1 protein-coding gene is annotated in these 1,037 nt (G+C 65.1%); it reads right to left on the bottom strand.

The window, feature by feature from the left end; genetic code table 11:
• Positions 1–940: acyltransferase domain-containing protein (locus AB0F17_RS66490; RefSeq protein ID WP_358047876.1), on the bottom strand; the 940-nt coding region annotated here is incomplete at its 3' end.
• Positions 941–1,037: the final 97 nt, after the last annotated feature.

The following is a 1,037-nucleotide window of genomic DNA, read 5'->3' as shown; positions in this document are numbered from 1 at the left end:
AGCGCTGACGCTGGAACGGATACGTCGGCACATCAACCGACACCCCACCCACCCCAGGCCACTCAACCGGCACCCCACGAACAAACGCCCCACCCACAGACAACAAAAACCGATCCAACCCACCCTCACCACGACGGAGCGTCTCCACCACAGCCCCATCAATATTCATCCCCAACACCGGATGCGGACTTACCTCAACAAACACCCCCAACCCCGCAGCCCGCGCCGCCCCCACCGCATCAACAAAACGCACCCGCTCCCGCAAATTCGCATACCAATAATCACCATCCAAAACATCGGTATCGACCAACCCACCCGTCACCGACGAAAAGAACGACACCCCCGACCGACGCGGCCGAACCACCAACCCCCGAACCTCACCCTCAACCTCCTCCACCCCCACACCATGCGACGCATAATCCACCGCAATCCGCCGCGCCCACACCCCCTCACCCACACACAACCCAACAAAACCCTCAACACCCCCAACCGGCCCCGACACCACCGTCGCCGCCACACCATTCACCGCAGCAACCGACACCCCCGCAAAACCCCCAAGCCGCTCCTCCACCCACCCCACCGACGCCGACACCGACGCCATCCCACCCCGCCCCGCAAGCCGCCCCAACACCCGACTCCGCAACGCCACCACCCGCGCACCATCCACCACAGACAACCCACCACACACCACAGCAGCCGCAATCTCCCCCTGCGAATGCCCCACCACCCCCGCAGGCACCACCCCCACCGAACCCCACAACTCCGCCAACGCCACCATCACCGCCCACAACACCGGCTGAACCACCTCAGCCCGCTCCAACACCACCCCCGACCGCAACACCCCCTCCACATCAACATCCGAAAACTCCCTCAACGCCCCCGCACACTCCCGCAACCGCCCCGCAAACACCGGCGACGCATCCAACAACCCCACACCCATCCCCACCCACTGCGACCCCTGACCCGGAAACACCAACACCACACGCCCATCACCCCCCACCACACCCCGCACCACACCCAACCCCTCACGACCCTCA

The sequence above is a fragment of the Nonomuraea sp. NPDC026600 genome, assembly GCF_040638335.1.
Taxonomy (GTDB): Bacteria; Actinomycetota; Actinomycetes; order Streptosporangiales; family Streptosporangiaceae; genus Nonomuraea.
This window is presented reverse-complemented; position numbering and strand designations above follow the sequence as displayed.